Raw genomic sequence first — 730 nt, forward strand, 5'->3', positions numbered from 1 at the left:
CATTCGGACATCCTCGGATCAACGCCCGTTTATCGGCTCCCCGAGGCTTATCGCAGATTTCCACGTCCTTCATCGGCTCCTGATGCCAAGGCATCCACCATGCGCTCTTACACACTCACACCACCCAGACGGGTTGGTGTTCATGTGCGCGAAAATTTCACACTAAGATTTTTTGACTCAAAGAAAATCACACTACACACCAGCCTTGACGGCTGGTGCTTGATGCTCGCGTCCACTATACGATTCTCAAACCACTACCAAACACCACCCCCAACAGCAGCCGAACCGGCTGTGGTCGGGGTTGGGTTGGTGACCTGTGAAACCACTTTTGTGGTTCCAGGACCCAACAGCGTGCCTGTTCTATCCCGACCATCACTCCCACGCAGTCACGGCACGAACCGGACCACAACGAGAAGGATGAGCGAGAGGTATGTGATGTTCCACCCTTGAGCAACCCACCCGAACCACGCTCTGGGTTCGTTGGTGGGCACCATATTGGTGTGCTCCTTAGAAAGGAGGTGATCCAGCCGCACCTTCCGGTACGGCTACCTTGTTACGACTTAGTCCCAATCACCAGTCCCACCTTAGACGGCCCCCTCCCACAAGGGGTTAGGCCACCGGCTTCGGGTGTTACCGACTTTCGTGACTTGACGGGCGGTGTGTACAAGGCCCGGGAACGTATTCACCGCAGCGTTGCTGATCTGCGATTACTAGCGACTCCGACTTCACG

Annotated in this window: 2 rRNA genes; both read right to left on the minus strand. The window is 55.8% G+C overall.

Features of this window, described 5'->3' with window-relative positions:
* Nucleotides 1-121 (minus strand): 23S ribosomal RNA (locus AACX88_RS17475); the annotation flags it as partial.
* 390 nt (nt 122-511) lie between these two features.
* Nucleotides 512-730 (minus strand): 16S ribosomal RNA (locus tag AACX88_RS17480); the annotation flags it as partial.

The sequence above is a fragment of the Brevibacterium metallidurans genome (assembly GCF_037101285.1).
GTDB classification, from domain to species: Bacteria; Actinomycetota; Actinomycetes; order Actinomycetales; family Brevibacteriaceae; genus Brevibacterium; species Brevibacterium metallidurans.